The sequence below is a fragment of the Rhodohalobacter mucosus genome (assembly GCF_003150675.1).
In the GTDB taxonomy this organism is placed as follows: Bacteria; Bacteroidota; Rhodothermia; order Balneolales; family Balneolaceae; genus Rhodohalobacter; species Rhodohalobacter mucosus.
In genome coordinates this window covers 285,030-310,969 of sequence record NZ_QGGB01000002.1, presented here as the reverse complement: position 1 = coordinate 310,969, position 25,940 = coordinate 285,030, and the positions used below count along the sequence as shown (strand labels likewise).

Annotated in this window: 28 protein-coding genes; 16 read left to right on the top strand and 12 right to left on the bottom strand. The window is 47.0% G+C overall.

The window, feature by feature from the left end:
• Positions 1–33: 33 nt before the first annotated feature.
• Positions 34–1,737 carry a tetratricopeptide repeat protein gene (locus DDZ15_RS02350; RefSeq protein WP_146198489.1) on the bottom strand — a complete coding sequence of 568 codons (1,704 nt, stop codon included), beginning with the start codon at positions 1,735–1,737 and terminating at the stop codon, positions 34–36.
• Positions 1,738–1,911: 174 nt separating this feature from the next.
• On the bottom strand, positions 1,912–2,649 hold the full coding sequence (locus tag DDZ15_RS02345) for a helical backbone metal receptor (protein WP_242978853.1): 738 nt from the start codon (positions 2,647–2,649) through the stop codon (positions 1,912–1,914).
• 238 nt (positions 2,650–2,887) lie between these two features.
• Here DDZ15_RS02345 and DDZ15_RS16585 point away from each other — a divergent pair, with 238 nt between their 5' ends.
• Entirely contained in the window at positions 2,888–3,127 is a 240-nt protein-coding gene (locus tag DDZ15_RS16585) for a hypothetical protein (protein WP_146198488.1), read from the top strand.
• A gap of 47 nt (positions 3,128–3,174) precedes the next feature.
• Here the strand turns inward: DDZ15_RS16585 and DDZ15_RS02340 are convergent, their stop codons facing one another.
• The 3 genes from DDZ15_RS02340 to DDZ15_RS16670 form a co-directional block, all read right to left on the bottom strand.
• Positions 3,175–4,041 (bottom strand): fructosamine kinase family protein, encoded by an 867-nt coding sequence (locus DDZ15_RS02340; protein WP_109644437.1) that lies wholly within the window; start codon positions 4,039–4,041, stop codon positions 3,175–3,177.
• A gap of 101 nt (positions 4,042–4,142) precedes the next feature.
• Positions 4,143–4,448, bottom strand: a complete 306-nt coding sequence (locus DDZ15_RS02335) for a hypothetical protein (protein WP_109644435.1) — start codon at positions 4,446–4,448, stop codon at positions 4,143–4,145.
• A gap of 4 nt (positions 4,449–4,452) precedes the next feature.
• Positions 4,453–4,662 (bottom strand): addiction module protein, encoded by a 210-nt coding sequence (locus DDZ15_RS16670; protein ID WP_158278598.1) that lies wholly within the window; start codon positions 4,660–4,662, stop codon positions 4,453–4,455.
• A 238-nt stretch (positions 4,663–4,900) separates the two neighbouring features.
• Here DDZ15_RS16670 and DDZ15_RS02325 point away from each other — a divergent pair, with 238 nt between their 5' ends.
• Genes DDZ15_RS02325 through DDZ15_RS02315 form a run of 3 tightly spaced genes read left to right on the top strand, consistent with a single transcriptional unit; the run spans position 4,901 to position 6,164 of the window.
• Positions 4,901–5,236 carry a DUF6249 domain-containing protein gene (locus tag DDZ15_RS02325; protein ID WP_109644432.1) on the top strand — a complete coding sequence of 112 codons (336 nt, stop codon included), beginning with the start codon at positions 4,901–4,903 and terminating at the stop codon, positions 5,234–5,236.
• An 11-nt stretch (positions 5,237–5,247) separates the two neighbouring features.
• The gene (locus DDZ15_RS02320) at positions 5,248–5,808 is read left to right on the top strand and encodes an RNA polymerase sigma factor (RefSeq protein ID WP_109644430.1); all 561 of its coding nucleotides are present in this window, start codon (positions 5,248–5,250) and stop codon (positions 5,806–5,808) included.
• Positions 5,805–6,164 (top strand): hypothetical protein, encoded by a 360-nt coding sequence (locus DDZ15_RS02315; RefSeq protein WP_109644428.1) that lies wholly within the window; start codon positions 5,805–5,807, stop codon positions 6,162–6,164. The genes DDZ15_RS02320 and DDZ15_RS02315 overlap by 4 nt, the downstream gene beginning before the upstream one ends.
• An 80-nt stretch (positions 6,165–6,244) precedes the next feature.
• On the opposite strand, the gene DDZ15_RS02310 is transcribed toward DDZ15_RS02315, so the two are convergent.
• Entirely contained in the window at positions 6,245–6,751 is a 507-nt protein-coding gene (locus tag DDZ15_RS02310) for a low molecular weight protein-tyrosine-phosphatase (protein WP_109644426.1), read from the bottom strand.
• 416 nt (positions 6,752–7,167) lie between these two features.
• Here DDZ15_RS02310 and ileS point away from each other — a divergent pair, with 416 nt between their 5' ends.
• From ileS to purU, 4 genes are all read left to right on the top strand, one after another.
• The gene (ileS, locus tag DDZ15_RS02305) at positions 7,168–10,338 is read left to right on the top strand and encodes an isoleucine--tRNA ligase (RefSeq protein ID WP_109644424.1); all 3,171 of its coding nucleotides are present in this window, start codon (positions 7,168–7,170) and stop codon (positions 10,336–10,338) included.
• An 11-nt stretch (positions 10,339–10,349) separates the two neighbouring features.
• Positions 10,350–10,754 carry a TraR/DksA family transcriptional regulator gene (locus tag DDZ15_RS02300; protein WP_109644422.1) on the top strand — a complete coding sequence of 135 codons (405 nt, stop codon included), beginning with the start codon at positions 10,350–10,352 and terminating at the stop codon, positions 10,752–10,754.
• Positions 10,755–10,808: 54 nt separating this feature from the next.
• The gene (locus DDZ15_RS02295) at positions 10,809–11,414 is read left to right on the top strand and encodes a signal peptidase II (RefSeq protein WP_242978851.1); all 606 of its coding nucleotides are present in this window, start codon (positions 10,809–10,811) and stop codon (positions 11,412–11,414) included.
• 438 nt (positions 11,415–11,852) lie between these two features.
• The gene (gene purU / locus DDZ15_RS02290; RefSeq protein WP_109644420.1) at positions 11,853–12,731 is read left to right on the top strand and encodes a formyltetrahydrofolate deformylase; all 879 of its coding nucleotides are present in this window, start codon (positions 11,853–11,855) and stop codon (positions 12,729–12,731) included.
• Between the two features lie 147 nt (positions 12,732–12,878).
• Here purU and ribB read toward each other — a convergent pair whose 3' ends face one another.
• From ribB to DDZ15_RS02260, 6 genes are all read right to left on the bottom strand, one after another.
• Complete coding sequence (ribB, locus tag DDZ15_RS02285) at positions 12,879–14,102, bottom strand: 3,4-dihydroxy-2-butanone-4-phosphate synthase (protein WP_109644418.1); 1,224 nt, start codon at positions 14,100–14,102, stop codon at positions 12,879–12,881.
• 135 nt (positions 14,103–14,237) lie between these two features.
• Positions 14,238–14,558, bottom strand: coding sequence for a preprotein translocase subunit YajC (gene yajC / locus DDZ15_RS02280; RefSeq protein WP_109644416.1), 321 nt, complete (start codon positions 14,556–14,558; stop codon positions 14,238–14,240).
• A gap of 128 nt (positions 14,559–14,686) precedes the next feature.
• The gene (locus DDZ15_RS02275) at positions 14,687–15,814 is read right to left on the bottom strand and encodes an NAD(P)/FAD-dependent oxidoreductase (protein ID WP_109644414.1); all 1,128 of its coding nucleotides are present in this window, start codon (positions 15,812–15,814) and stop codon (positions 14,687–14,689) included.
• A 5-nt stretch (positions 15,815–15,819) separates the two neighbouring features.
• Positions 15,820–16,032 carry a YgaP family membrane protein gene (locus DDZ15_RS02270; RefSeq protein ID WP_109644413.1) on the bottom strand — a complete coding sequence of 71 codons (213 nt, stop codon included), beginning with the start codon at positions 16,030–16,032 and terminating at the stop codon, positions 15,820–15,822.
• A gap of 130 nt (positions 16,033–16,162) precedes the next feature.
• Positions 16,163–16,582 carry a DsrE family protein gene (locus DDZ15_RS02265; protein ID WP_109644411.1) on the bottom strand — a complete coding sequence of 140 codons (420 nt, stop codon included), beginning with the start codon at positions 16,580–16,582 and terminating at the stop codon, positions 16,163–16,165.
• A 13-nt stretch (positions 16,583–16,595) separates the two neighbouring features.
• Positions 16,596–17,396: a GntR family transcriptional regulator gene (locus DDZ15_RS02260; protein WP_199222857.1), complete on the bottom strand. Its 801-nt coding sequence runs from the start codon at positions 17,394–17,396 to the stop codon at positions 16,596–16,598.
• A gap of 93 nt (positions 17,397–17,489) precedes the next feature.
• Between DDZ15_RS02260 and DDZ15_RS02255 the strand changes: the two genes are divergently transcribed.
• The 8 genes from DDZ15_RS02255 (at position 17,490) to DDZ15_RS16790 (ending at position 25,927) form a co-directional block, all read left to right on the top strand.
• A complete protein-coding gene (locus DDZ15_RS02255; protein ID WP_109644409.1) occupies positions 17,490–18,749 on the top strand; it encodes an NAD(P)/FAD-dependent oxidoreductase in 1,260 nt (419 codons plus the stop codon).
• 125 nt (positions 18,750–18,874) lie between these two features.
• Positions 18,875–19,438 carry a YeeE/YedE family protein gene (locus DDZ15_RS02250; RefSeq protein ID WP_109644407.1) on the top strand — a complete coding sequence of 188 codons (564 nt, stop codon included), beginning with the start codon at positions 18,875–18,877 and terminating at the stop codon, positions 19,436–19,438.
• Between the two features lie 34 nt (positions 19,439–19,472).
• Entirely contained in the window at positions 19,473–19,898 is a 426-nt protein-coding gene (locus DDZ15_RS02245; RefSeq protein WP_109644405.1) for a DUF6691 family protein, read from the top strand.
• Positions 19,899–20,059: 161 nt separating this feature from the next.
• Complete coding sequence (locus tag DDZ15_RS02240) at positions 20,060–21,466, top strand: MBL fold metallo-hydrolase (protein WP_109644403.1); 1,407 nt, start codon at positions 20,060–20,062, stop codon at positions 21,464–21,466.
• A 110-nt stretch (positions 21,467–21,576) separates the two neighbouring features.
• Positions 21,577–23,298, top strand: a complete 1,722-nt coding sequence (locus tag DDZ15_RS02235) for a SulP family inorganic anion transporter (protein WP_109644401.1) — start codon at positions 21,577–21,579, stop codon at positions 23,296–23,298.
• 97 nt (positions 23,299–23,395) lie between these two features.
• Entirely contained in the window at positions 23,396–25,189 is a 1,794-nt protein-coding gene (locus DDZ15_RS02230; RefSeq protein WP_109644792.1) for an SLC13 family permease, read from the top strand.
• 131 nt (positions 25,190–25,320) lie between these two features.
• Positions 25,321–25,662 carry a rhodanese-like domain-containing protein gene (locus DDZ15_RS02225; protein ID WP_199222856.1) on the top strand — a complete coding sequence of 114 codons (342 nt, stop codon included), beginning with the start codon at positions 25,321–25,323 and terminating at the stop codon, positions 25,660–25,662.
• A gap of 94 nt (positions 25,663–25,756) precedes the next feature.
• A complete protein-coding gene (locus DDZ15_RS16790; RefSeq protein ID WP_199222855.1) occupies positions 25,757–25,927 on the top strand; it encodes a hypothetical protein in 171 nt (56 codons plus the stop codon).
• Positions 25,928–25,940 lie beyond the last annotated feature (13 nt).

The window sequence follows — 25,940 nt, the reverse complement described above, 5'->3', positions numbered from 1 at the left end:
GATTCATACCGGTGTTTACCGATACTGTAGCCGTTACTGAATTTTTTCTTCTAAATATTGTCTTTCCGGGTCAGCGTCCAGCGCCTTTTGCCACCAGATTCTGGCATTCTCCGGGTCACCCAAAGCATCATACACATCACCTAAGTGCTCAAGCACGTCAACGCCTGCATTGCCTGTTTCAACAGCCTGCTCTATATACCGCCGTGCTTCCTCGTAGTTCCCTTTTTTGAAATGTATCCATCCAAGGGTATCCAGGTAGGCGGCGTTATCCGGTTCTGCAGTTGTAGCTTCTTCCGCCAGATCCATCGCATAATCAAGACGTTCATCACGCAGTGAAAGGTGATAAGCATAATTATTTTTTGCCCCGTGGTTATCGGGGTCAAGGCGCAGCGCCATCTCATAGGCCTCTTTCGAAGCACTCCATTCATTAAGTTCATGTCTGGCATCGCCCAGACTGCTGTAAACCAATGATCTGAAGTTTCTTCGCCCGGGCTGCATGGCCGCTTTTTCAAGCCAGTATTCAGCTTTTTCAAAGCGATCGGTCACAAGAAATGCAAGCCCTGTAAAAAACCCTGCAAAGGCGTTGTTTGGAGCGTGCTCAGCCGCCTGGTCTTCCAGATTTATTATGTCATCATACCGTTCAAGTGAAAAAAGCAGCTGAAGCCTTTGAGCCCAGGCATCCTGTTCATCGGGTGCACTTGTTGTAACCCGTTCAAGTGTTTCCAGTGCCAGTTCCGATTCGCCCCGCTGAATAAAGAACTCGGCGGCAATGAGCTGTGCGGGTGTGTATTCCGGTTCATTGCGGCTGAAAGCCAGAATAACGGAACTGGTCTGCTCTGCGAGGGTTTCGATTTCCGGATTTTGGGTATGCTGCGAATAGATAAAGCGAACCAGCTCCATTTTTTGGGTTGGATAGATCAGCGGATCCCCCAAAATGGAAACAAAGGTGTCGCCAAGATTCTCCCACTCCCGGTTGTTAATGTAGATTTCCGCCAGCAGTATCAGGGTTTGCGGATCACGGGGGTTCCTTTCGCGTGCCTCAATAAGGGTATTGCGTGCAGAGTCTTCATCGCCAAGCTCCAGGTAAAGCTGACTGATTGTTTGCAGAGTAGATAAATTACCCGGATTCAGCTCACGCATGGCTTCCAGCTCAGTGAGAGCTTCTTCATTCATTCCAAGGGCATTGTAATTTCGGAATTTTCGGAGATGGATCTCAAAATCACTCCCGGTAATCTCCAGAATCTGATCGAGCACACCGTTAGCCTGAAGCAGTTTACCAAACTCTACATAGCTTTCAGCCTTCATGAACAGGAGGTCCAGATCCCGCGGATGATAGCGGAGAGCGTTGTCGAGTGTTTCGATAGCGGCTGTGTTACGCCCCGACCGCCGGTGGATTTCTGCCAGCTGCAGATGATACCACTTGTTTTCAGGGTCCGCTTCGGCGGCAAGACGCCCATAATAGGCTGCGTTACTGTAATCGCCCATTGCAAGATACACATCCGAAAGGGCATAGTTGATTCCGGGGTCGGTTGATAATCGTACATGGGCTGCCGTCAGATTATCCAGCGCCTGTTCGTAGTCCTCATTTTCAAAATCGGTGATCCCCTGAATAAAGTACTCCATCGCCAAAGCCTTCTCATCAGTATCAGCGGAGCCCGACTGAGCTGACAGGTGTGAGGCCATGGTTATGAGAAATAACCCGAAAAACAGGGTAAGTGCCTTGATATTCATTTTCATGTGAATGAAGATAATCAAAAGCAGTTAACGGTTCAGGCCGGAAAGTCGTGTCCAGAAAATGAGCCCGCTATCTTTATATGACTACCTGCGGGGCGGTGGCGGGAAACACATCATCACGGACTCATGTATAATAAACTTACAGAACAATATTTACTATCGGTCCAGCGTGTAAACTCATCCTATGGCTTTTCTGAAAGCATTCAGCTTCCGGAATGCAGGCAGCATACGGGAGCCGTACCAGCTGAACCACTCTCCATCTACCAGTAGAACCCTTGAATCTTTGCAACGGCTGCTTACCTCTTCAAGGTGTTTCTCCCTGAAAGGATAGGGTTCGCTGCTCAGGAGGATAACATCCGGCTGCACTTTATTCAGCTCATCCAGCGTGGTTTTTGGGTAGCGTGTCCTGTTTGAAAAAACATTCTCCAGCTTCCAGTGCATCATCACAGAGTGAATATAGGTGTCGTTACCGACACTCATCCAGGGTTCTCTCCAGACGATGTAGGCGGCACGCAACAGGGGCTCTTCCGGCACATGATGCAGCTCTTTCCTGACAGCATCGATCAGTTCCGCCGCTTTTTCTTTCGTCCCGCATCGGTCGCCGATATCGTGAATTGCAAACAGTGCATCGTCGATGGTGTTGATGTCGGTAACCATCACCTCGCAGAACTCTTCAATGGCCTTCACATCCTCTTTCCGGTTCTCCTCCCTGTTGGCAATTACGAGATCCGGTTCCAGCTCTCTGATTCTTTCGATGCGGGGATTTTTTGTACCTCCGATGATTGGCACGTTATCAATACGCTTCTCCGGATGGATACAGAACCGGGTGCGTCCTGCAACAGAGTCATCCAGTCCGAGATCAAAAAGCAGCTCGGTGAGAGAAGGTACAAGGCTTATGATGCGGTTTGTAGGCAATGGTGCGGGTTCAATAGATAGATTTCGGTACATCAAATTCCAAAATACACGCACCAAATTCCAATGGGGTACTCGATCATAACTGAAAGCCTCATTTTTGGGAGATGGATTTGTGGGAAGATTATCCAAATGAGACGATGGGAGTTCCCTCGATTCGATCTCCGTCGGCTGACGGATCTCTCACTCGGGATGACAAGGCACGAGAGGGCAGTAGCGGCGCACTTAAAATCCATAATTCATGAAAAATTATTTCCAGCGCCGCCATCCAAACGTTTGCCCAGCGCTTAAAGCGCGCAATCATCAGCCCCGTGCGAAGCGCGGGGTAGGACGTGCCAACTATTTCAACCCCGAGCCTTTATTTGATCAACGCCCCGGCTTTTATCGAGGGGTTCAAAGCAACAATCTGAAATTGAGTGACCGATTCATGACAAAACATAAACCCCATTCACATATCAACAAAAAAACAACTGACAACTAACAACTTACCACAGACCACCAACTCCCATCAACAAACAACTAACCGCGCTAAGCAAACCTCTTCAACACGGCTTCAGCCTGACTTACATAATGCCCGCCAAATAAATTTACATGAACCAGCAAGGGATATAGATTATACAAGGGTTTTCTTTCGCTGAATCCGGATGGTTGTGGTGAAACAGATTCATATCCCCGATAAAACTCTCCAGAAAAACCTCCGAACATGTGGGAAAAGGCGAGGTCCATCTCAGGGTGGCCATAATAGACGGCCGGATCAATCAAAACTGCATCTCCGTTGGTATCAAAAAGGTAATTGCCGCCCCAAAGATCACCGTGAATCAGGGACGGCTCTGTTTCCGGCATCAGGTCATACAGCAGGGGTTCAATCCGATCCCACTGTTTCAGGACCCGGGAATCCATTTTGCCCGATTTGATGGCCATACGAAGCTGCGGACGAATCCGCTCCTCCGAAAAGAAGCCCGGCCAGTTTGAGTGCCAATTATTGCTTTGAGGCAGGCTCCCGATATAATTTTCTGCATCAAGACCGAATTGATCACTATTGGTTTGATGAAGGTGAGCCAAGTTTGCCCCGAATGCAAAAGAGTCACCGGACGAACCGCTGTCAATAAACTCCATCAACAAAAAGCCTGGACTGCCGTTGATCGGCTTCTCCGCAGCAATCACCTCGGGTATGCGTAAACCACTCCCGGCAGATTTCAGGAGTTTCAAACCTTCTGCTTCTTTTTCGAAGAAATCCTCAGGAGCTGAGACATTAATTTTCAGGAACAGAGCACCCTGATTTGTTTCGAGTTGATATGCCTGATTAATGCTCCCGCCAGATACTGTTTTGGCAGATGATACATGAATGCCGTATTTATCACGTAAATTATTGCGAATCGTATCTGGTATGTTCATATGAAAAGGTAAATATTACCGCAGAGGCGCAAAGGACGCTGAGAAAAGTTGTCATTTTTAATAACATCTAACATCTCACATCGCTCATCACATATCACTAGTCACTTCACTCTTTCTTCGAGTACATCATCGAGAAAACCAGGTCTGGACCTTAGATCCAAAATGGCATATATGTCTATAAAATCTGTATTTGTGCGATAGTAAATAGCAAACGGGAACTTTTTGAATAATTTTCGATGATATCCAAAAAACAGCGGATGCATCCCGGCTGTTTCCATCAGTTCATTTAGCTCGCTGAATGCTGATTCCACAAAATAGTTGCCGGCGCCTTCTTCCTGGGATTCGTAGAAATCTCTTGCTTTTTCCAGGTCATCTGCCGCTTCAGATAGAATGTGCAAATGTTTCATGCAGCTATTTCTTCATTCGGCTCTTGAGTTCTGACAGGGTCAAATAGCTTGTTTTTCCGGAATCAACCCGGGATTCTCTCTTGTTTAAAATATCTTTATGCCAGTTTGGCGAATCTATACTTTCCGGGTGGTCGGATATTGATTCCCACAGTAATTCCATGGCCTTGAGGCGTTCAGGAATGCTCATTTTTGCTATGTCGGATTTATCAATCATGTTATTAAGATAGTTTTGAGTCAGGATATTAGCAATTTGGCTGAGGATTGTAACATCGAGAACTGAGATTCTCGGGTTCTCATAAGGATTAGAGATGTCTTGTTGCTTTTTCTGTACAAACCTTGAAATCTTAAATCCAGATATAATCTGCAGATGATAGTCTTGGGAAATAAATTGTAACGTTTTGGTGAGCTGATGCATCTAAGTAACGAACATAAATCCAAAATTCAGCTTACATATGAGTCAGCTAACATTTACAATCATCTTTCTTGCATTCTTAACGGCCGGTTTTCTTGCATGGTTCTTTACCCATCAGGCCCGGGAAAAAGAACGTTTGATGCTAATAGAAAAAGGTATTGATGTACCTGATAAGGAATCAGGCTTTAATTTCAAGTTCCGATTTCCTTGGCTTAGGTTAGGAATAGTAATTACAGCCATTTCAACTGGCATATTTACTGGAATTCTTATTGAGTCAATCGTTGATTTGCGAGGAGAAATTATTCCGGTTTTCATGTTTTTATTCGGAGGTATCGGTATGATCATTGCTCATTATGCCGGGAAAAAGGATAGTTAAATCAATTGTCCATGCCGGATAGATACATATCACAGGTTCTTGAGGGGGATAAGAATGCATTCCGGCATATCATCAGAGAATGTCAGGATGGCGCCTTTAATCTGGCTTTATCCGTATTGAAAGACGAGCATGCAGCTAAAGATGCTGTACAAAGGTCTTTTTTGAAAGCTTATGAGAATCTAAAATCATTCAAGAAAGAATCTCTTTTTAAAACCTGGTTTCATCGGATTGTAGTAAATGAAGCATATCAGATGATGAGAAAAAGAGGCCCCGAAGATCGCTTTAAGCCAGATGGGTTAACGAATCTGACATCAGATGTTAATCGCACAAGCAAGAAGATTAATCACGATCATAAAATGTTTTATATCAATGAAACTCTGGACCGGATGAAGCCGGATGAAAGCTTGTCTCTGAAGCTCTTTTATCTGGATGAGTATAGCATAAATGAAATGGTTGAAGTTACCGGATGGAGTACATCAAAGGTAAAAGTTACCCTGCATAGGGCTCGTAAAAGCATGAAAGAATTAATGGAAGGTATGTTTAATCTAAATCCGGAGGAATTATACTCATGAGTGATCAACGGTATGACCAAATGCTTAAGGAACTTCTCACCGAAACTCAAAGAAGCATGCCTTTTCCGGACTTTGAGGATGAAGTGATGAATAAGATAAACGAGATTGAGACCAGTGAAGAATTGGTTCGGGAAGGATACAGACGCGGAATTACCTTCTCCTGGATTTTCTTTTTGATTGGTATCGTATTTGGTGTAGTACTTACGTCATGGATACCACAATTTGATATCAGTTTTCTCGGTGTTGATTCAGCAAATTTTCTGCTGATCTTTCAAATCGGGTTTTTGATGTTCATTTTGCTCCACTTCGAAAAACTCATCACAATGACAAGGGCCAGACTCTCTAACCGCTTCTAAACTGGACTCTTTGTATTTTCGTAAATCTAGTTGAAACATCACTCATCACTCATCACACATCACCCATCATCCATCATCCATCATTCCACCCGCTCCTCCAGTTCATCCAGCAGCTCTTTTGAGCTTCTTCTGAGGATCTCAAACACATTCTGAAACCCGTCCATGCCTCCAAAATAGGGATCGGGAACCTCTCCATTGCCGGGCTGGGGATCGAAATCGCGCATCAGCAGAATTTTATCACCATATTTGTCATCCTGGTCCAGCTGTTTCAGGTTGTCATAGTTTTCGCGATCCATGGCCAGGATGAGATCGAACTCTTCCAGGTCTTCCGGTTCAAATTTTCTTGCGCGTGATTGCAGCTTAACTCCATGACGTTCCGCAACCTGGCGGCTCTTGCTGTTGGCCGGTTCGCCTATATGATAGGCCGAAGTACCGGCCGAATCGATGTAAAAATACGATTCCAGCCCGCGTTCATTTACCAGGTGCTGAAAAATGCCCTCTGCAGTTGGACTTCGGCAGATGTTGCCAAGGCATACAAAAACGATTTTAAAGGGATTCTCTTTGGTGATGGGAGTATTTTCGGTCATAATGATTATTGAATAAGAGTGCGGCTGAACCGGAGTGTGATTGACAGTGAAAGATTGAGTGAATTCGGCTCAGATTCAAGTTTTCTGTCTTATCGGACAACCTGGGAAGGGTTGCCGCGGAGGCAAAGGGGAGGTGTGTTGGGTTTTTTCGATGACTTTGGCAATAAAAATCTGTTTTGGAACTTTCAGGGATATGATAGTCCTGAATGGTAATGTCACTATTCCATATTCCGTGCCTCCGTGGTATCACTTCAAATAAATTATAACCTGACTTTCTTCCGTTCTCCTTCTATCTTAGCCCGCCTCGATCTTAATAGGCCGCAAAATCACCGTTCCGGATGGTATTGCCATTGCGAAACATTCCGTATATTGTGAGCTTACTTTACAAATTTTCAGGATGAGCGATTTCGTTCTCTATGGCTAAAAAATTCGAAGAAGTTAAACAGCTGGCGTACCCTAAAGCTGAGGTTGAAACTCTAAACTGGTGGAAGGAGAAACGCATTTTTGAAAAAAGCCTCTCCACACGTGAAGACGGTATACCGTTCACCTTTTTTGAGGGACCGCCAACCGCCAACGGGAAACCCGGCATCCACCATGTGATGGCCCGTACGGTAAAAGATCTTTTTTGCCGCTACAAGACCCTCAAAGGTTTCCGGGTGGAGCGAAAGGGCGGCTGGGACACACACGGTCTGCCGGTTGAAATTGAAGTGGAAAAAGAACTTGGACTTGAAGGCCGTTCTCAGGTAGAGGAGTACGGCATGGCTGAATACAATGCCCGCTGCCGTGAAAGCGTGCTTAAATACAAGGATTTATGGGACGATCTCACTCAGCGGATGGGATATTGGGTGGATCTTGAGGATCCCTATGTAACATTCGAAAACGATTATATTGAGTCGGTTTGGTGGGCCTTCAAACAACTCTACGAGAAAGGCCTGGTTTATAAGGGATACAAGATACAATGGTACTCACCTGGAAGCGGAACGGTGCTTTCATCTCATGAGGTAAGCCTGGGTTACAAGGAGACACAGGACCCATCCATTTATGTGAAATTCCCCCTGGATGCGGATGAAAACGTCTTTTTTCTTGCCTGGACAACCACACCCTGGACCATTATCTCAAACATGGCTCTCACCGTGAACCCGAAACTGGAGTATGTAAAAATCCGGGTGAGTGAAGGCGACATTACCGAATACTATATACTGGCCAAGAAATGCCTTGAAGACGCAATTAATCATGATTATGAGATTGTGGAAACCTATTCAGGCAAAGACCTTATTGGCTGGGTCTATAAGCCGGTTTTTGACTATGCCCTCAAAGAACATCCCAAAGAGAGTGCCTGGAGGGTGATCGAAGCTGACTACGTAACGACCGAAGACGGTACGGGAGTGGTTCATACAGCCCCTGCATTTGGTGCAGATGACTACGAATCCGGCAAAAAGGCGGGCATTCCCATGTTCAATCCGATTGACGAAGAGGGCCGCTTTACCGGTCAGGTTCCCGAATATGAAGGGCAGTGGTTCAAGGAAGCCGACAAGGAGATTGCACGAGCCATCAAGGAGAAAGGACTGATGTACCATCACGAGACCTACCTCCACAACTATCCGTTCGACTGGCGGAAAGGAACACCACTGATGTCATACCCGGTGGAGTCGTGGTTTATCCGTACCACGGATGTAAAGGATAAGATGGTTAAGCTGAACAGCAACATCAACTGGAAGCCCGCAAGTACCGGTACGGGTCGATTCGGTACCTGGCTTGAAAACAATGTGGACTGGGCGGTTTCCAGGCAGCGTTACTGGGGTACACCGATTCCGATATGGGTGAGCGATTTGGATCCCGATTATGTGGAGTGCATCGGCAGCGTGGAAGAACTCCGCAGAAAAGCGGGTATTTCGGAAGATGTGGAGATCGACCTCCATCGGCCCCATATTGACGAATTTACATGGAAATGCCCGAAAGGCGGCACCATGCGACGCATTCCTGATCTTCTGGACGTTTGGTTTGATTCCGGTGCGATGCCGTGGTCGCAGTGGCACTATCCGTTTGAAAACAAAGATAAGTTCAAGGAAAATTTCCCGGCCGATTTCATCGCAGAAGGGGTAGATCAGACCCGCGGCTGGTTCTACACGCTTCACGCACTCGCAACCATGCTTTTTGATAAGCCCGCATATAAAAATGTGGTATCAAACGGGCTGGTTCTGGATGCGAAAGGTGAGAAAATGAGCAAGTCGAAGGGCAACAGCGTGGATCCGTTCGAGGTGATTCAGAAATTCGGTGCGGATACGGTACGCTGGTATATGATGAGCAACTCATCACCCTGGGAGAACCTTAAGTTCAGTGAAGAAGGCCTTCAGGAAACACAGCGCAAGTTTTTCAACACCATCGTAAATACCTACTCTTTCTTTGCGATGTACGCCAATATTGACGGCTTTACGTACTCCGGATCCCCTCTTCCAAAAACGGAGCGGACCGAAATGGACCGCTGGATTATATCCCGCCTTAACACCACGGTGAAACAGGTGGATGAGTATCTGGAAGAGTACGAGCCTACAAAAGCCGCGCGCGAAGTGGAGATGTTCGTTGAAGAGCTGAGTAACTGGTATGTTCGCCGAAACAGGCGTCGATTCTGGAAAGAGGGGAAAAGCCTGGACAAAACGGCTGCTTACCAGACACTTTATGAGTGTCTGGTGAACCTGGCGAAGCTTATAAGCCCCATCGCTCCCTACCTTGGCGAATGGCTCTACAAGAAATTGAACGAGGTAACGGGACAGGACGAAGACTCTGTTCACCTCTCGTTCTATCCCACCGTCGAAGAAACGGCAATTGACCGACAGCTGGAGCACAGAATGGAGGTAGCCCGGACAGTCAGCTCCCTGGTGCTTCGGGTGCGAAACCAGATCGATGTAAACGTTCGTCAGCCGCTCTCCAGAATTATCCTCCCTATGGATGAGGATGAAAGGCTGGTCGTTGAAGCGGTTAAGGATATTATTCTGGACGAAGTAAACGTTAAAAAGATCGAATTTGTAGATGATGATTCCGGTATTGTGAATAAATCCGCAAAGCCGAACTATCCTTTATTAGGAAAACGTCTCGGAAAACAAATGAAAGCCGTATCTTCCAGTATAAATCAGCTGACAACGGAAGAAATCACCCGTTTTGAAAATCAGGGATCGATCGAACTGACAATTGAGGACGGTGAAACGGTTCGGCTGTCATCCGATGAACTTGAGATTCAGCGAACCGGCCTTGAAGGCTGGTCGGTGGAGGCGATGGACGGTATCACGGTAGCTGTGGATACCGAACTCACGCCCGATTTGCTGAAAGAAGGACTCTCGCGCGAATTCATCAACAGAGTTCAGAATATGCGCAAGGAGGCGGACTTTGATGTTACAGACAGGATTGTAATCGGATTTGAAGGGTCCGATAAACTATCCGAAGCAGTACGTTATGCCATGGATACCATTAAGTCGGAGACCCTGGCTGAAGAGATCAGTTCGGCGCTGCTTGATGTATCCGATTTTGTGAAGACCTGGGATATAGAAGGGTCCGAATGCGAAATATCAATACGAAGAACAACTAACAAATAATTACCAGCATTATGGCATCTTCAAAAGATTCCAAAAACCCGGAAAGAATTTCACCCTACAACGATGAGGAACTGGAATATTTCAGGAAAATCATTCTGAAAAAGAGAGATGAGGCCGAACAGGAGCTCAATACACTGCAAAATCTGTTGCGGGAAAGCATGGAAAATGCTTCGGATGAGTCGGCCTACTCCTTCCATATGGCAGATGCCGGAACCGATGCCCAGGAGCGTGAAAAAACCTATATGCTCTTTAACCGAACCAAAAAGTTTGTCCGCTATCTGGACGATGCCCTGAAACGCATCGACAACAAAACCTATGGTGTTTGCAAAGTTACCGGCAAGAAGATTGCAAAGGGCAGACTCGAAGCCGTTCCCCATACACAGCTCAGTATTGAAGCAAAGCTGAAACGGCGGTAATGGTCGCATCTGCCATAACTGAAAATCATCAGGCACAAGGATAGGTCTACCATATTGTCGCTGCGAGCAAAAAAATACCTTTTTCTGTTTACTCCTGCCGTTCTGGTTCTCATTGCAGACCAGGTCACCAAAAGGATAATACTGAATTCACCGGATCTTCAGAATAAGGAGATCATTGAAGGGTGGCTTGCATTCAATTTCACCAAAAACCCTGGTATGGCACTGGGAATGGACTGGCTTTCCACACCTGTAATCAGTGTGGTGGCCATATTAGCCACTATTGGAATTGTCACCTACATCTTGTTTACACTGGATAAAGCCAACCTGGGCTATCTCACCTGTATGGGACTTATCGTCGGCGGGGCATTGGGAAATATCACAGACCGCATCTTAATGGGCCTTTACTTTGGGTATGGGGGCGTTTTGGAGGGCCATGTGGTCGATTTTATCCATTTCACTAAAACCATCGGCGACTGGGCGGTTTTTCCCTACATATTCAACGTGGCCGACATCGCCATCAGCACATCAATTATCATCCTCCTGGTTTTCCATAAAAAAATCATGCCGCTGGATGAAGACGAATCCGGTACCCAAACGGAAAGCACATCTGAAGAACCTGATATGATTGATGAAGCACTCGATCCTGAGAAAGATAATTGAGGGAGAAGGCAGAGGGCAGAAGGCAAAAGTGAAAAGTCCCCTCTGGAGAGGGGATTTAGGGTTGTGTTTCGTGAAGCCTGTACACCAAAAAACATTCATGATTTGTATCAAAACCCGAACACACCCCTCGTTGGTTCGCTAAACGCTCACTGCACGTTTCCCCTCTCCAGAGGGAAATTTCAAGCGTTCCCTTTAACAAAATAAGGACAACTCAGAAGGATACTCAGCTCTGAAAAAATCACTATGTGGCGCAACTCTGCCACGCAGGGATCCCCCTTGTGCGAGAAAAATCTGATTAGGGGTATTGATTGGAATTTGTGATTGGATCATTGAAATTCCGTCTTCCGTCTCCCCCATTGCATTAGCAACCCTTAATTTTGTACGGTACTTGTTTTTAATAGCTTGTATGCAATTCCTAAAGAAAAAAACAGAGTTAAGATGGGAACAGGAAGAAACGGGCATACCATTACTTTTTTGATACAATGCCCTGACAAAAAGGGGCTTGTGGCCTCGATAAGCAGCTTTTTTTATGAGAGAGACTTTAACATTCTGAGTTGCCAGCAGTATACTGATCTACTGAACGGCCATTATTATATGCGTCTGCAGGTTGTACTCAACGACCTTACGATTACCAGGAAACAGCTGGAGAAGGAGTTTGATGAATTCGGAAACCATTTCGGGCTGCAATGGTCAGTACATTACTCTGATGCAGTGCAGAAGATGGCGATACTGGTTTCTAAAACATCTCACTGTCTTTACGATTTGCTTCTGAGATGGAAAGAAAATGAGATGGACTGCGAAATTCCAGTGATCATAAGCAATCATCCCGACCTTGAATCAGTTGCGGATCAGTTTCGTGTACCCTTTCACTGTCTGCCAATTAAAAACGGTGATAAGACTTCACAAGAGGCACAAATAAGACAAATACTAAAAAGGCATCACATCGATCTGGTTGTACTCGCCAGATACATGCAGGTGCTATCGCCCCAGTTTGTGGACGAGTATGAAGAGCGAATCATCAATATACATCATGCTTTTTTGCCGGCATTTCAGGGTGGAAATCCATATGAACGGGCTCATCAGCGCGGAGTAAAAATGATTGGAGCCACTGCGCATTATGCGACGGAAGATCTGGATGAAGGTCCAATCATCGAACAGGACGTGGAACGCGTAAATCACGAAATGGAGCCAAAAAGCTTAAAGCAGATTGGAAGGGATATTGAAAGGATTGTTCTGTCAAGGGCGGTCAAAGCGCATCTTGAGCGCAGAATCATCGTTTCTGGCAGGCGCACCATCGTTTTTTCGCAGGGAATTTGACTTAAAATTTCTTAGAAAGCAAAAGGCAAAAGGCAGACGTGAGACGGGCTGATTAAAATAGCACTGGTTTTAAATTTGGAATTTGGGATTGGGTCATTGGTATTTCCAACTCAAAACCCAAAACTAAACACTCAAAACTCCCATTCCTCACTCCAGCATCAAGCGCTTCAAAAAGCCCTCTTTCTTAACCGGTTTGTCCAGTTTTTCGTCGGGATGATCTGTGTCGATATGATCAACCGGGATTGATACCTCTTCTACCATTTCAAGCCCGAAACTGTTGAGACCAACCCGCTTTACAGGGTTATTGGTAAGAAGCCTCAGTTTGCGGATGCCCAAAGAGTGGAGAATTTGTGCGCCCACGCCATAATCCCTGGAGTCCATCTTGGCGCCCAGTTTCTGGCGGATCTCATCTTTTGTGTGGCCCTCTTCCTGGAGTTTCATGGCGCGGATCTGGTCAACAATATTGCGCTCATGGCTCATCTGATCCATGTATAGAACAACGCCGCGGTCCTCTTTTTCAATCATCCGGAAGCTCTGATGCAGGAGGCCGGTTTTGTCGCTTCTTTTGCTGCCAAAAATGTCTGCGAGCATGTTGGCTGCGTGCACCCGGGTCAGAACCGAATCCTCTTCAGTCCATTCACCTTTTGTGAATGCAAGATGATTTTCACCTGTAAGTTTCTCCTCAAATACATGCAGCATGAAATCACCGTAAATGGTGGGCATATCCACGCTCATCACATTTTTAACGAGAGACTCATGCTTCATCCGGTATGCAATGAGGTCCTTGATCGTGATGAGCTTCAAGTCGAACTTCCGTGAGAGTCCGATTAGTTCGGGCAGGCGGGCCATTTCTCCGTCATCATGCATGATTTCACAGATGATTCCAGCCGGCGCACTTCCGGCAAGCCGGGCAAGGTCTATGGCTGCTTCTGTATGACCGGCGCGGCGCAAAACCCCGCCATCCACGCCAATCAGTGGAAATACATGTCCCGGACGACGAAAATCGGTGGGGCTCGCCTTTGGGTTGATCAGCTCCCTGATCGTGTTGGCCCTGTCGGGTGCGGAAATGCCGGTGGTCGTAAGCTTTTTGTGATCAACCGAGATGGTGAAAGCTGCTTCATCGGGATCAGCTCCCTCGGTAACCATATAGTCCAGGTTCAGCTCGTGGGCTCGGTGCCTTGTGATAGGAACACACACCAATCCGCGTCCGTGCTTTACCATGATATTGACAGCCTCAGGCGATACCTTATCGGCCGCCATCAGAAAATCCCCCTCATTTTCCCGGTCTTCATCGTCCACTACGATGATCATCTTACCCGCACGGATGTCCTCAATGGCGTCGGGAATGCTATGGAATGGAGTTATTGGCATGGATTTATGTAGAGGGAAAATTCTAAAGTCCCCTCTCGAGAGGGGATTTAGGGGTGTGTTCGACTATGATTAAACGGGAAATTGATACTCAGACAAATTCAATTAATCAATAATGAATGATCATTCATCAATCCCTCACTTGTTCTTTCCGGGATTTACATCCGTAATGGACCCTTTCTGAAAACGGGCTTTGACGCCGCTGTCGATCTCCAGTAGAACAGTCTCTTCGTCTATGGTGTTCACAATACCGATCATGCCGCCGGAGGTAACTGCCTTGTCTCCCTTTTTCATTTCGCTCACTTTCTTCTGCACCTCTTTCTGACGCTTGCTCTGCGGACGAATGATGAAGAAGTAAAAGACAAAAAAGAGGGCTCCAAGAAAAAGCAGATTAATGATGGCACCGTCACCGCCGCCCTCCGGGTTGCCCATCAGGAAATAAATAGTGGAAATTTGCATCGTTTTGTTTGATTAAAATGGTGAATAATCGTTTGGCTTTCAAAGATAGCGTATTCTCCATCGGGGAGCAATGTGCCAGTAACCCGCCAAAAAGAGATTTATGAGGCGGGTATTCAAAGGTTAAACCGTCAATCGGAGGATCTGTCCATACCGTCTTTTAAGAGCATGTAGACAGGGCGGCGGTTTTCCGGTTCCATTGTATATTTTTCGAGCCATTTCATGTCGAGTACATATTTCATTACTGCCGGCGCACGACCCGTTACGGAAAGACCAGCCGCAGTGAAAATTGCGCGATCGGGGCCATCCGAAATAATAAGCGGATTAATAGAGTACGGAGAGTATTTGTTCAGCGGTTTTCGGTCAAGCAGCGACTCAATGTTGGCGCGGAGTGTTTTTCCCTGTTTCACTGCATGTACGCCAATCTGTGAGAAGTCCGCACCGTCAACATCAGCGGTGTCACCGGCTGCAAAAATGCAGTCTGATCCCGTAACCAGCAATGTTCTGTCAGTAAGAAGCCGGTTGCCGGACCCCGTTTTAAAATTATGGCTGATATTCACGCTCTCCGGCTCATTTCCGGTTGCCATAATTACCGCATCAAATGGTTCTGTGTCACTTTTTTTGAATGTATTCCCTGTAAGAACCTCAACGCCGCGGTTTCTCAGGATGTGCTCCGCATTGATAGATGCCTTTTGAGGAAAACCGCTCAGCAGGCTATTCTCTTTTTCAATAATCGTAATAGCAGGGCGATACGTGCAGTTTGGATGCGACAGGTTCAGGGCAATCTCCGTTCCGGCAGCTCCCCCGCCAAGAATCATCAGTTTTCTGCAGTCGCCGGATTCAAGCTTTTTTTTGAGGTCAATCAGTGCAGACATCGGTTTTACGGGGTAGATCTTATCACCGCTTGAGTAACCCGACGTTTTTACACCTACGTTAATCAGCAGATAATCAAACGAAAGTTCATTACCCGCATCAATCCCGATAGTGTTTTTTTGGCGGTTCACTGAACCCACCCGTGCCCTGATAAACTCCACACCATATCGGCTGCAGAGCTCTTCGAGATTGATGGCTGTCTCCTCCCATTTGTAAAAGCCGCCCAGGTACTGGGGAAGGGCGCCGGAATACACAAGGTAATTTTCAGCAGATACCAGAGTGACAGACAGGTTTTTCCCCTTCCAGTACCGCCCCATTTTAATTAACGGCAGCGATGCATGTCCCCCGCCTGCAATGATCAGTTTTTTACGGGGGTAGTCAGTCATGATGACTAATCAGAACGGTCATTTTTGACGGTAGAAAGGCCAAAAGGAAGATAGACGGGACAGGTGCCCACCATGCTGGTCAGTATAAAAGCCACCGATACGACACCCAGAATAATTGCAAGGGTTCCTGAGATGGTTCCTGTGAAATAGAGAATGGCAATAACAATTGCTACCATGACTCTGAGGGTTCGGTCGAGGTTGCCCATGTTTTTTTTCATCACGGTCAGTGCTTGGTTAGGGTTAAGTGAGATAACTGATGATCAGCCCGATAGCGCTGAATATAAGAAGGCATATCAGGCAGACTAATACAAGTTTTACCCAGTTTGGTTGATTTTCAAGCATGGCAGATCAAAATGTAAAGTATCTGATTCCTTCACCCCGCATATACTCTGCAACTTCCGGGGGACTGGCGGTGCCCACACCGTCTATAAGATCTTCGCTGGTGTACTCCCGGTTAGGCAGAAAAATACCGCAAACTTCCACAACGGCCCCGCGCTCAATCAGGCCGGACAGAAGCTGTTTGGGAGAACGGTTTGGAGGGGCGAACATGGGTGATTCACTGTTTTTGACAGCCAGTTCACCGGCTTCGCTGCATAAGAGAATGCGCACGTTTACATCCTGATTGATGGATTGCGTGGCAAGTACCATCGCCATCATCTGGGTTTCCGCATCGGCTGAGGTAACAACAACGAAGAGTCCTGAATCGGATCTGTCAATTTGAGGTATGAAATTGGCTGTAAGTGCAAAAAGAAGAAGAATGAGTTTCATAGTAATATTATTTTTAAGGATTAAAAACAGGTACAAACTCTTTAAGGGGCATGTTTTCAAAGCTCCCTTCAGCACCCTGAGATCGTTCAAGGGTCATTTCATACATCACCTTGTCTGTTCTGTAGTAGCGGCGCTGAAAATAGACCGGCTTATTGCCCATGGTAAATGTAGACCGCTCTATCACCAGTAGCGGTGAGCCGGCTTCAATATTCAGCTCTTTTGAGAGTACTTCATCGGCAATATCTGCAGAAAAGCGATAGGTTCCGCGGATCACCTCAATATCATACTCCTCTTCCAATATTTTATAAATGGTTGATTTGCGCAGCTTTTCATCAGACAGAAGCTGGCCGTAAAGAATGGGGAGCCATGTACTATCGAATGCAACAGGGTCACCGTCGCCCAGCCTGAGGCGGTCGATCTGCATTACTTTGGTGCCCTTCTCTATCTGAAGCGGGGCAAGCAGCCAGGAGGGAGCTTCAATTACGCGAAATTCATGAACTTTTGATGAAGCTTTCAGCCCTGCCTTTGCCATGTCTTCATTAAAATCGGTAAGGCGCACGAGGTTGTGCGGAGTACGCTTGTCGCTGACAAAAGAACCAAGCCCTTGGCATCTGTAGATCACCTCGTCGCTTTCAAGCGACTGAAGCGCTCTGCGGATGGTGACGCGGCTTACATCAAATTTTTTTGCCAGTTCGTTTTCAGATGGCAGTTTCTCTTCCGGCTCAAATACACCCTCCTCAATCTGGCTGCGAATCCACTGGGATATCTGACTGTGGCGTGGTACTCCTTTTTTCAGCATGTCATCTTTTTTCATCCAAAATAGAGAATTCGAATCAAATCATCAATACTTGTTAATACATGTAATTAATTGTACATTTTATGTAGTCCATAACCAATCCATACTGCCATGGCAAATTTAACAACGATTTTAGGAAAACAAGTAGATTCAGAAGACGCAAAACCATTTGCTGCACACCATCAGTTTCTGATTATCGGCGGCGGCTCGGCGGGGATAACCGTTGCTGCCCAGCTGCACAAAAAGCTGAAGCACCCTGACATTGCGATCATGGAACCATCAGAAACACATTATTATCAGCCGATGTGGACGTTTTCGGGAGCAGGAGTGATCGGGAAAGAAAACTCTCAAAAACCAATGGAGCAGGTGATCCCCGATAAAACCGCCTGGATAAGGGATTATGCAACTGCATTTGAGCCGGAACGAAACATCGTCATCACGGGATCAGGCGCGCAGTACTCCTACGACTACCTGATTGTTGCACCTGGTATCCAGGTTGACTGGGACGCCATTCCCGGCCTCGCGGAAGGGCTTGGCAGCAACCAGATTTGCAGCATCTACTCCTACAGAAATCTAAACTATGTGAAAGAGTGTATTGACAACACAAAGAGCGGAACGGCACTTTTTACCCAACCGGGAACCAAGTTCAAGTGCGGTGGTGCTCCACAGAAAATTATGTATCTGGCGAGCGATACCTGGAAAAAGGCAGGCATTCTTAATGATATTGATGTGCGGTTTACAACAGCAGGAACGGTGATTTTCGGGGTTACGGAGATAGCTGAAGCATTGCAGCCGGTGCTTAAACGGTACGGTATAACCACACATTTCACACACAATCTGAAGGAGATTAAAGCGGATGAAAAAATAGCCGTTTATGACATTCTGAAAGACGGTAAGCCGGTGGATGAAAAGGAGATTTCTTTTGATATGATTCATGTAACGCCGCCAATGAGTGCGCCTGAATTTATCAAGAAGAGCCCCATTGCAGACGCTGAAGGATGGGTGGATGTTGATAAGTATTCGCTTCAGCATAATCGCTATCCCAATATCTTCAGCCTGGGAGACGCCGGAAGCACGCCCAATGCAAAAACCGGAGCCGCAGTACGAAAGCAATCGAAGGTGGTTACAGGAAATCTGGTCTCGCTGATCCAAAAGGGTGAAATTGATCCGTCACTTAGATATGACGGTTACGGCTCCTGTCCACTTATCACAGGCTTTAATAAACTGATTCTGGCGGAATTTGATTATGACAATAATATGACACCTTCATTTCCGATCAACCAGGCCAAAGAAAGATGGAGCATGTATCACATGAAAAAAGACCTGCTTCCCAAAATGTACTGGTACGGAATGCTGAGGGGCAGGGCATAGCAAACTCATGTTCGTTTATATCGCCGAATGAGGTGGACAAACCAAAAAATACAACTTGTATTGACAAGTAGTGTCAAGTTGTCTATATTTGATGAAACAATTAAAAAATCAACTGAAGCAATACCATGTTTGACTTTCTATATGAACCCTGGCCCTGGTACGTGGCCGGTCCGATTATCGGACTAACCGTACCGATTCTTCTGCTGCTGGGCGGTAAAATGTTTGGCGTGTCAGCAAACCTGCGTCACGTCTGCGCCGCGTGCAACTTCGGGAACGTGGAGTTTTTCAATTACGACTGGAAAACAGCCGGCAAATGGAACCTGACGTTTCTGGTTGGGTCCGTACTGGGAGGTTTTCTCGGTGGATATATATTTGAAAACCCCGAGCCAATCGCTCTCTCCATGAGCACGATCAGCGATCTGCAGGCGCTTGGAATACAGGATTTCGGGGGCCTGGTGCCTAATGACCTTTTTGCCTGGGAGATGCTGGGAACGGGTGTAGGGCTGACTGTACTGGTGCTGGGCGGATTCCTGGTTGGATTCGGCGCACGATACGCGGGAGGATGTACCTCCGGACACGCCATTTCGGGCCTGTCTGACCTTCAGCTCGCCTCCCTGATCGCAGTGATCGGTTTCTTTATCGGCGGATTGCTGATGACCTATTTCATCTACCCGATTATTCTGGGCTAAACGACATTCAATTTATAAGACTGCAAAGAAAGACATGAAATTATCTGAATACATTAAATATCTGCTGATCGGCACCGCATTTGGCTTTGTGCTGGTTAAATCGGAAGTGGTATCCTGGTTCAGGATTCAGGAGATGTTCCGGTTCGACTCTATTCATATGTACGGGATTATTGGCCTCGCCGTCATCGTAGGGGTCATCTCAGTACAAATTATCAAGCGTAAGAACATGAAGGATGTTTATGGAAACCCGATAACGATACCGCCGAAGGATCCGAAACAGGTGACGCGCTATATCGTTGGCGGATCCATATTCGGGCTCGGATGGGCGCTTCTTGGAGCCTGCCCAGGCCCCATGTTCGCACTGCTTGGCAGCGGGCTTACCATTATGATTATCCCGATTTTATCTGCGATAGCCGGCACCTATGCATACGGCATGCTGCGCGACAAACTGCCGCATTGATTCAAGTCACAGAAGCACGGAAAAAGCATAACATATTCCGTGCCTCCGTGGCCAATAAACACACCCCTGATGATTCGCTAAACGCTTCATCACCTGTCCTCTCTCGAGAGGGGACGCATGCAAGAATATCAACAACAAAAAAAGACAAAAAGAACAAACCTATGTATTTCAAACAATTCTTCGACGACAAACTGGCTCAGTACGCCTACATGGTTGGATGCCAGGCAAACGGAACCGCAGTAGTGATTGATCCCATGCGCGACATTGATCAGTACATTGATCATGCTGCCGACCAGGGACTGACGATCGTTGCAGCCGCCGACACCCACATTCATGCAGACTACATCTCCGGGCTTCGCGAGTTTGCGGAAAGAGGAGTGAAGGTCTACGCATCCGACGAGGGTGATAAGGACTGGAAATATGAGTGGCTCAAAGGCAGCGATTATGACTTTGAGTTGCTGAATGATGGGGATTCATTCTCAATCGGAAACATTACCATCAAAGCGTGGCATACTCCGGGACATACTCCGGAGCATTTGAGCTACCTGATCACCGACGGCGCCGCCGCGGATGAGCCTATGGGAGTGGCAACCGGCGACTTCGTATTTGTCGGTGACGTTGGCCGCCCGGACCTTCTGGAGTCGGCCGCAGGAATGCAGGACGTTATGGAACCTTCTGCTCGTACGCTCTATAAAACCGTGGAGCAGTTCAAGAGCATGCCGGAGTATATGCAGATCTGGCCGGGTCACGGTGCAGGCAGCGCATGTGGAAAAGCACTCGGTGCTATTCCGGAGTCTACGGTCGGGTATGAGCTTCGGTACAATAACTCACTGAAGTCGGCGACCTCCGAAGACAATTTTGTGAAATTTATACTCGAAGGTCAGCCGGAGCCGCCGCTTTACTTCGCACGTATGAAACGGGATAATAAAATCGGTCCTGCCCTTATCGGTGGACTGCCTTCCGTGAAGCGCATGACCCTGAAGGAGGTCGGGATTGCAGCTTCAAAAGAGGATGGAGTGATTCTGGATACGCGTGACAGAAATGATTACGAAGGCGGCCATATCCCGGGCTCACTTTTATCACCCCTCACCAAGCAATTCAACACTGTTGCAGGCTCGTATATCACCGAAGACCAGCAAATCTATTTATTGGTTGAGGAGCATCAGCTGACCGAAGCGGTTCGTGACCTGTACAGAATCGGTCTCGACAATATTGCCGGCTTTTTTACGGCACGAGACCTTTTGCTCTATAAGGAGCAGGGAAATGAACTGTCCAAACTGGACACGACCGATTTCAGCGCGGTAGAAGAAAAAGATGCCGATACAGAGATACTTGATGTTCGAAAAGCGTCAGAGTATGATGAAAGCAAAGTGGAAGGAGCGATCAACATCGCACATACACGGCTGCTTCCAAGATTCAGTGAACTCGATAAAAGCAAAAAATACCTTGTCTATTGCATGACGGGCGGAAGGTCAGCCGTAGCGTCTGCACTTCTTAAAAGAGAAGGATATGACGTGACGCTAATCGAGGACGACTTCGAAAAATACAAGGCGGTACAGCCTGCGTAAACAGCTCGGAGATCAGATTTCAGTTACCGGTTGTTTTCCGGCCGGAGGCATCACACTTCAGTCGGAAAACCCGGTTCTGAATTAATAAAAAATAAGAAATAAGAATAGAGATGGAGAAGCTCGGCCGTTTTTTGCCGATCGTGGATACACTGCGCTCTTATGACCGTGAGAAATTATCCGGCGACCTTTCTGCCGGTATCACGGTTGCGATCATGCTTGTGCCCCAGGGTATGGCCTACGCTATCCTCGCCGGCATGCCACCCGTTTACGGATTGTACGCGTCCATTGTGCCGCTGTTGATTTATGCCATATTTGGCACATCCAGGCAGCTTGCAGTTGGTCCCGTAGCCATGGTCTCCCTTCTGGTGGTTGCGGGAGTGGGGGAGCTGGCAGATCCCGGAAGCGACCGGTTTATACATCTGGCTATTATGGCCGCTTTGGGTGTAGGGCTGGTTCAGTTTCTGATGGGAGTATTCAGGATGGGATTCCTGGTCAATTTCCTGTCTCACCCGGTTCTTTCAGGATTTACATCTGCAGCTGCGCTGATCATCGGTGCAAGCCAGATAAAAAATCTTCTGGGGCTTGACCTGCCCAGAACAAAACAGGTGTTTGAAATACTTTCGGGCACCATTCAGAATGCGTCCGAGATCAGTATCTATACGGCACTCATCGGTTTTAGCTCCATCATCATCCTGATTCTTCTGAAACGATGGAAAAAAACGTTTCCATCTGCGCTTGTGGTGGTTGTAATCGGAACAGCAGTCACCGCACTGCTGGGCCTCAGCAATAACGGAGTGGATATTGTGGGCACGGTTCCCATCGGTCTTCCATCCTTTGAAATTCCAGGATTGAGCAGTTCCGACTTCACCAGTCTCATATCAATCATTCTGGTGATCTCCCTGGTCAGTTATATGGAATCAATCGCGGTTGCCAAAGCCATTGCCAATAAAAAAGGGTATAAGGTGGACGCGAATCAGGAACTGATCGCATTGGGTGGGGCCAATCTGGGCGGTGCTTTTTTTCAGTCATTTCCCGTAACCGGAGGGTTTTCGCGTACTGCCGTCAACGATCAGGCCGGTGCAAATACAACGCTGGCTTCCATGATCACGGCTGTTTTGATCGGACTCACCGTTATATTTTTGACACCCCTCTTCTACTACCTGCCGAATGCGGTTCTGGCGGCCATCATTATGGTGGCGGTTGCGGGTTTGTTTGATTTTAAGGAGATGAAAAACCTTTGGAAAACCGATAAGCGGGATCTGGCGATGCTTCTTACCACATTCATATCCACGCTTGCCCTTGGGATTGAAGAGGGGATTGCGGTTGGGGTTGTACTCTCCCTGATACTGGTTATCTACAGCACAACCAGGCCTCACAGTGCAGAACTTGGCCGCCTGGGAGATACAAAGACATACCGGAATATTGAGCGGTACACAAAAGCCAATGTAGACGACGAAATCCTGATTTATCGCTACGACTCCTCACTCTACTTTGCAAATGTAGAGCATTTTCAGGAAACACTGAATCAAAGAATGGATCGTCACGGCGACAGCCTGAAGCTGATTATTCTGGATGCGTCTGCAATCAACACAATCGATTCAACGGGTATCCATGCGCTGGAGGAGACGATCAGCAATGTGAGGGAAAAAGGTGTGAAGTTTTTTATTGCGGGAGCCATTGGACCGGTTCGTGATAAGCTGAAAAAATCAGGCATTCAGGAGGTAATGGGGGAACAGAATTTCTTCTTTGACGTGGATGACGCGGTTTCATTTTACAAAGAGAAAGACAAACAGTTCCGGCGAAAATTTTCTCCTCTACAGACCAATATTTAACAATGAATCAATCAGAGAAAACAGAGCGGCAGTCAACAGCTGATATCCATTGCAGCTGTTCCGCTATAAAATATCAACAGGAGGCGTAGAAAGTGTAATGGAAACAGAAATTATCATCGTACTCACCATCATGAGTTTTACCATCTTTATGCTGGTGACAGAAATTGTACGAATCGATGTCACGGCCCTGATAACGATGCTTGCACTTAGCTGGTCGGGAATATTAACCACCGGAGAGGCGCTGGCCGGTTTTTCGAGCAATGCAGTGGTGGCGATGATTGCAGTAATGATATTGGGTGAAGGTGTGGCCCGAACCGGGATGATGTCGCGTTTTTCAAAATGGCTGCTGAAAAGGGTTGGGAAGAAAAAATCGTCGGTCCTGGGATCACTATCCCTTTCAGTGGGTACGCTTTCCGGGGTGATTCAGAACATTGGTGCTGCAGCGCTGTTTCTTCCCAGTATTATGGATATTGCACGCCGCATCAAAGTGTCGGCATCCGTTTTGATCATGCCGATTGGCTTTGCAGCCATTATCGGGGGTACACTGACCATGGTTGGTTCCGGCCATCTTATTCTGACAAACGATTTGCTTGCAAATGCAGGTCTTGACCCCTACGGCCTTTTTGCTGTAACTCCGGTGGGCGTGGCACTGCTGGTTGCCGCTATCCTGTTCTTCGTACTTCTTGGAAAATACTTCTTGCCGCAGGGTTCATCCGAGGGTGCAGTGGATAAAACCGAGCAGGAAAAAATCATGGACGCATTCAGCCTGAAAAAAGATATTCGCTATTTCAGGGTGGAGCCGATCTCAGCATTGGCAGAAAAGACAATTGAGGAGAGCGGAATCTGGAGCCGGCACGGAGTGAATATTCTGGCGCTGAGAGATGCAAATGAAACAAAATATGGTCCGTGGAGAGAGACGGTTCTTCAACCCGGAGATATCATGGCTTTGTATGGCGATACAGAGAAACTGAACCGTTACGTGCAGGAGAACAACCTCACAGAGACACATGATGAAACTATTTTTGAAGGTATTGATGATCCTGAAGAGGCCGGTTTTGTAGAGGTGATTGTACCTCCAAGCTCGGATCTTGTGGGACAATCCATCCGTGAGTTTTCCCTGAGAAGGCGATATGCGGTAGAACCGATCATGCTCTTCAGCGAAGGGGAGCGGGTTGAAGACGATTTTTCTGATCACAAAATCAGGGGCGGTGATACATTTATCATTTATGGCCCCTGGAGAAACATCAAAGAACTGCAAAATACCGATCCGTTTGTGGTGGCAACAACGGTAACTGCAGATGTGAAGGACCGGTCTAAAACATGGCAGGCCGCGGGCAGCTTTTTGCTTGCGATCGGGCTGGCCATGAGCGGATTTTCGATCTCCATTGCATTTTTGACCGGCGCCGTTGCGATGGTGCTCCTGAACGTGCTCTCCATCCAGGAAGCCTATAAGTCGATCGAGTGGAAAGTGGTTTTTCTGCTTGTAGGATTGATACCGTTGGGAACCGCAATGCAGAACAGCGGTACAGCGCAATTTCTGGCCGAAAACGTGATGAGTTTAATAGAGGGCAGCAGCCTTCTGGTACTGCTGTTTACCGTAGCCATTTTATCAACCGGATTTTCACTGGTGATGTCGAATGTGGGAGCGGTTGTGGTTCTGGCACCGCTGGTGGTTGGTATAGGCACCATTGCGGGCGTGGATCCGCGTCCGCTCGTGCTGCTCGCCGCAGTGAATGCGGGGAACTCATTTGTACTGCCAACCCATCAGGTGAACGCTTTGATGATGTCGGCCGGCGGATACAAGACAAAGGACTATTTCAGGGCGGGAGGGGGCATGACCCTCGTATTTCTGGTGGTTTCCGTCCTTTTCTTCTACTACACGTTCTTTTAATGCCTGCAATACTGAATGAGGCGAACAGTGCCTTGTCAGTTTAGCCAGGTATGAAAGAAGAATTGAATAAGTAATACATATTGAGAACAGAACAGAAATCGAAAAAGGATTAAAAATAAAAAAGAATGAGCATGTTTAGTTTTTTAACACGATCAGACGGAATAGATATCAGCGCCTCCGAATTCAGGGAGAAGCTTGAAAAAGAGAGAGGAGTGGTGATCGACGTTCGAACAAAGATGGAGTATGATGAAGGTCACCTGGAAATGACCGATAAGCTGTACGATTTTAACTCAGGCGAATTTCACGAGAATGTGGATGACCTTGAAATGGATAAAACCTACTATCTCTACTGCCGCTCAGGCAACCGCAGCGGTCAGGCAGCACGCCTGATGAAAAACAAGGGCTTCGAAAATGTTTATAATGTGGGCGGATTTGAGGATCTGGTGAGAGCCGGCTTTGAAGCTGAAGAGTGAGAGAACCATCCGGCAAGGGTTCGGGTTCAGCCCAATACAACAATCTTTATTCTGAACCCGGTTTAATTGGAACAGAACCATAATTATGAGGATCATGAATATATCAGACAGTGCCTACAAGGAGATTGAAAAAATGATTGGCAGCGAAGAGAGCGTGGTTGGCATCGATGCCAAAAAAACACATGTAATGATTATCCACCTGCTTCAGGAGATTATGGATAAGCTGGACCATCTTGAAGAGAGAATCGATGACCTGGATGATTAGGTCAGTTTGGTAA